This window comes from Pseudomonadota bacterium (genome assembly GCA_010028905.1).
Classification (GTDB): Bacteria; Vulcanimicrobiota; Xenobia; order RGZZ01; family RGZZ01; genus RGZZ01.
Window position 1 is genome coordinate 1 of sequence record RGZZ01000383.1, and the last position, 4,808, is coordinate 4,808.

Annotated in this window: 4 protein-coding genes; 1 reads left to right on the plus strand and 3 read right to left on the minus strand. The window is 67.6% G+C overall.

Going from position 1 to position 4,808, the window contains the following annotated elements; genetic code table 11:
• A partial coding sequence (locus EB084_19560) for a hypothetical protein (protein ID NDD30461.1) occupies positions 1-696 on the plus strand: 696 nt, incomplete at its 5' end.
• Positions 697-793: 97 nt separating this feature from the next.
• On the opposite strand, the gene EB084_19565 is transcribed toward EB084_19560, so the two are convergent.
• The 3 genes from EB084_19565 to pruA form a co-directional block, all read right to left on the minus strand.
• Positions 794-2,083, minus strand: a complete 1,290-nt coding sequence (locus tag EB084_19565) for a serine/threonine protein kinase (protein ID NDD30462.1) — start codon at positions 2,081-2,083, stop codon at positions 794-796.
• Positions 2,084-2,180: 97 nt separating this feature from the next.
• Positions 2,181-3,077, minus strand: a complete 897-nt coding sequence (locus EB084_19570; protein ID NDD30463.1) for a hypothetical protein — start codon at positions 3,075-3,077, stop codon at positions 2,181-2,183.
• A gap of 186 nt (positions 3,078-3,263) precedes the next feature.
• On the minus strand, positions 3,264-4,808 hold a 1,545-nt coding region (pruA, locus tag EB084_19575; protein NDD30464.1), incomplete at its 5' end, for an L-glutamate gamma-semialdehyde dehydrogenase.

Below are 4,808 nucleotides of genomic sequence, written 5' to 3' on the forward strand. Positions count from 1 at the left end.
GGCTCGGGTGATGGCAGCGGTCTCGACAGCGGCCTCCTCGCGTCGGGCAGCGCGCTCGATCGTCAGGGTCGCCCGCAGCTGAAGTTCAAGCCGGGCCTCATCAAGGCCAAGCAGCTTCAGCCGCAGCAGGGCGGCCAGAAGCAGGATCAGCCGCAGCAGCAGCAGGCACAGAATGCGCAGCAGCCTCGCGATCAGCAGCCTCAGCAGGCCGTGGAGGCCGTCAAGAACACCGACATCGCCCAGAACAACCAGGGTGCCGACAAGGCCCCGCAGAACACCGCCGCGCAGAACGCGGCGCCGGCCGCTGACAAGGCGCCGGCCGCCGCGCCCCCTGTCGAGGCCCAGACCGCCGCGGTGGCGAGTGCCCCGCAGGCCAGCACCCAGACCGCGGCGGCGAGTGCCCCGCAGGTCGACGCAACCCCTGCGGCAACGACGCAGGCCAGTGCCCCGACCGCGGTGGCGAGTGCCCCGCAGGTCGATGCAGCCCCTGCGGCGGCGACGCCGCAGGCCAGTGCTCCGACCGAGGTGGCGAGTGCCCCGCAGGTCGATGCAGCTCCTGCGGCAGCGTCGTCGCAGGTCAGTGCCCCGACTGCGGTGGCGAGTGCCCCGCAGGTCGACACCGCGGCCCCGAGCACGCCGGTGGCCTCCAGCACCGTCGCTTCCGCGGCGGCTCCCAACCAGATCTCGAACACCTAGCAAGCGGCACCTCCACGCGGGAGGTGTCAGGGTACAGTGCAAGCGGGCAGCGTCTTCGGGCGCTGCCCTTCTTCATGCGTGGGGTGACGTGGGTTTCTCAGCCTTCGAGCAGGTCGATGAGGCGCACGAGCTCCGCCGCCGATTTTGGCCGGCGGGCGGGGTCTGTGGAGAGCAGCAGGGCGATGAGGTTGTCGAGGCGCTTGGGCACGTCGGGGCGCAGGGTCGACAGGCGGGGGGCCGGGTCGTTCATCTTCCGCACGAGCAGCCGATAGGCGTCGGTGTCTTCGAACGGCAGCTGCTTTGCCATCATCTCGAAGAGCATGATGCCCAGCGAATACAGGTCAGACTGCACGCTGGCCCCGCGGCTGTCAACCTGCTCCGGGGCCATGTAGTCGGGCGTGCCGAGCGTGATGTCGGTGCCCGTCATGGTCTCGAGGTTGGTGGCCTTGGCGATGCCGAAGTCCATGATGCGGATCTGCTGGCGACGGGTGATCATGATGTTCGCGGGTTTCAGATCGCGGTGGATGATGCTCTTGCTGTGCGCGTACTCGAGCGCGTCGGCGATCTCGCGCACGATCGCGAGGGTGCGGTCGACGGGGAGGGGGCCTTCCCGATCGATGAGCTGGCGCAGGGTCTCGCCGTCGATGAACTCGAGGGCGATGTAGGGATGCGTCTTGTCGTCGCCGCGATTCACCTCGGCGATGCGCACGATGCCCGGATGCTTCAGCGCCCCGCTGATCTCCATCTCACGAAAGAACCGTGCCGCCGAGTCTTCATGGTCGAGCACCCGCAGGTCGGGCACCTTCAGCGCGTAGGTGTCGCCGTACTCGTCGACGGCTCTGTATACCGTGGCCATGCCGCCCGTTCCGAGGCGGTCCTCGATCTTGTAGCGCCCGATCTTCTTGGGAAGGGCTCCGGGCCGCAGCTCGCTGTAGGCCTGCTCCTCCTCGAGCTGCTCGGCCAGGGTCTGCTGCTCTTTGCGGGCCCCGCGCAGTCGCAAGAAGAGGGCTCCCCCCACCATGGCGAGCAGGCCTGTACCGGCGGCGGCCACGTGGCTCCAGGCCACGACGCGATGCAAGGTAATGGGGGTGGCCTTGATCGAGCTCGCAGGATGGTACCGTTGATACTCGCCGCGCCAGAGGAGAAAGAACCCATCGGGGCCTTCGACGAGAAGGTCATATTCGCCACCCGGATCTAGAGGGATCGTGGCCGGGCTCTGGGTCGCCACCTGGGTGTAGGCGTTCTGCCCGGTGGGTGTGACGTAGAGCACGCCGGGGCGGTCGAACGTGAAGGTCTGGCTCAATGGGGGGGCAGGGGCGCCGTGGCAGGGCATCGACATCGAGGCCCAGGCGACGAAGAGCAGGACGAGGGTGAGGCGGCGCGACATGCGTGCATGGGTTAGGCGTGCGAAGCGTGAAAGCCTTTCGAGCAAAAAAGGGGCCCGCCAGCGGCGAGCCCCTTCATTGCCCAGACCTCGGTAACCCCTAGGGCGCCATGCGCTCGAGCCCAGAGGTGAAGTGAGGCTGACGCGGGTTGGCGTAGTACTTGCTGCCCGAGGTGTAGTGCATCACGGTGGCCCACGACACGTTGGTCAGGTACACGCTGTCGCGCTGGGCGTCGTATGACACGTCGCGCAGCACCGAGCGGGTGTAGGCGTCCGGGGAGAGGCGCGGCTTGCTGTGGTACAGGTCGTTCAGCACGCTCAGGTAGTAGTCGGTGTGCAGCTGGTCGCCGTGGCTGGCCAGCACGTACAGGCCCGCCCAGCAGTTGCCGTTGGTGAAGAACCAGTGGCCGTCGACGCCGTAGGAGAAGGCCACCCAGTCATAGAGCGCCGAGACAGTGGTGTCGTAGCGCTGCACGATGGGCGACGGGCCGCCCATGAATCGGGCGTCACCCACGTCGTTGGCGAGGCGCTGGTACTGCGAGGCCAGGTTGCCCAGCTTGAAGTGGTCGGCCACGTCGGCCAGCTGGTTGAGGATGGCCACCGCGCCAGCCCGCACATTCGGGTTGTTGGCGTTGACCACCGCATAGTGCCCCATGGTCGCCAGGACGCCGAGCTCGGTGAGGGCGCGGGCCTGCTCGCTGCTCTTGAGCACGTCGGGGCCGAAGGGCGCACCCTGGAAGGTCATGTCGACCTTGTTGATGTCGCTGGCGATGGCGCCGCTCGAGAACGGGCGCAGCTTGCGCTTGAAGTCGAGGATGTAGGCGGACTCGCTCTCCGGCAGCTGAACCGCAGGCAGAAGCCACTTCTCCTTGAACCGCAGCGTGATCATGTGATCGTAACGCGAGTGGGCCGTGCCCTTTGCCGCGGCGGGCATCAAGCTGGTCGCGGCCATCATCGCCAGGGCCAGGAGCGCCACGATAGCGCTGTGTCTCTTCACGTCGAGCCTCCTTCGTGCTTGCACCGCCCCTCAGCCCCTCAGGGAGGGGAGAGCGGGGCGGATGCGTCAAGGTCGTCCCCATGGAACTGGGACGATCGATTTTTCGAGACTGCGTGGGTTCGACGAGGGGTCGGTGAATCCTTCAACCCTGTCGCTCCCACGCCGGTTCCCGCGCCTTCCGCGCGCTCAGGCCTCCGGCTGAAGGAACGGGTAGCGGTAGTCGGTGGGCGGAACAAGGGTCTCCTTGATGGCCCGAGGCGACACCCATCGCAGCAGGTTGAACACGCTGCCCGCCTTGTCGTTGGTGCCGGAGGCGCGGCCGCCGCCGAAGGGCTGCTGGCCCACCACGGCGCCCGTGGGCTTGTCGTTGATGTAGAAGTTGCCGGCCGCATGGCGCAGACGGTCGCTGGCCTTTGACACCACGGCCCGATCGCGCGCGAAGATCGACCCCGTGAGGCCGTAGGGCGAGGTGCGATCGCAGAGGGCGAGCACGTCGTCGAACCCGGACTCCGGATAGACATGCACGGTGAGCACCGGGCCGAAGATCTCCTCGCAGAGGAGGCGATCGGCTGGGTCTTCGGCCCGCACCACCGTGGGCTGCACGAACCAGCCGTCGCGGTCGTCGGCGGTGCCGCCGCAGACCACCGTGTTTCCGCGCGCGGTGCGGGCGTGGTCGAGGAACTCGGAGATGCGGCGGAATGACGCCTCGTCGATGACCGCGCCCATGAAGTTCGAGAAGTCGCGCACGTCGCCCACCTTGATCGACGAAACCTGCTCGAGCATGATGGCCTCGACCTGCTTCCACATCGTCTGCGGGATGTAGGCGCGAGAGGCGGCGGAGCACTTCTGGCCCTGGTACTCGAACGCCCCGCGCACGAGCGCCGTGGCCACCTCTTGAGGGTCAGCGGAGGCGTGCACGACCACGAAGTCCTTGCCGCCGGTCTCGCCCACGAGTCGGGGATAGGTGCGATACCGATCGATGTTGCCGCCCACCCGCTTCCAGATGTGCTGGAAGGTGGGGGTGGAGCCCGTGAAGTGGACCCCTGCCAGGGCCGGGTCATCGAGCAGCACATCGCCGATCTCACGGGCATCGCCCGGGAGCATCGTGATGACCCCTGGGGGCAGGCCGGCCTTCGTGAACAGATCGAGGATGTACGATGCCGAGAGCATGGCCGACGAAGCCGGCTTCCAGATGACGGTGTTGCCCATGAGCGCGGCCGACATGGGCAGGTTGGCCGCGATGGCCGTGAAGTTGAAGGGCGTGATGGCGAGCACGTAGCCCTCGAGGGGGCGGTAGTCGAGGCGGTTCCACACGCCGGGCGACGAGACGGGCTGCGTCTCGTACAGCTGCTTCATGAACGCCACGTTGAACCGCAGGAAGTCGATGAGCTCGCAGGCCGAGTCGATCTCTGCCTGGTAGGCCGTCTTGCTCTGGCCGAGCATGGTCGCGGCGTTGAGCACCTGGCGATAGGGCCCGGCGAGCATCTCCGCGGCGCGCAGGAAGATTGCGGCGCGATCTTCCCAGGGGGTGCGCGACCACGATTCGGCCGCGCGGGTGGCGACCTCGATGGCCGCGCGGGCGTCTTCCTTGCGGGCCGAGTGGTACTGCCCCAGGGTCGCGTGTCGGTCGTGGGGCATGCGCAGATCGCGCAGGTCTCCTGTTTGAACGGTGCGCTCGCCGATGGTCAGGGCGACCTCGTGGTGTCGGCCGCGCATCTCGTCGAGGGCCGA

Coding starts and splice junctions, on each gene's coding strand:
- EB084_19565 (NDD30462.1), bottom strand. CDS start 2,083: ATGTCGCGCCGCCTCACCCTCGTCCTGCTCTTCGTCGCCTGGGCCTCG.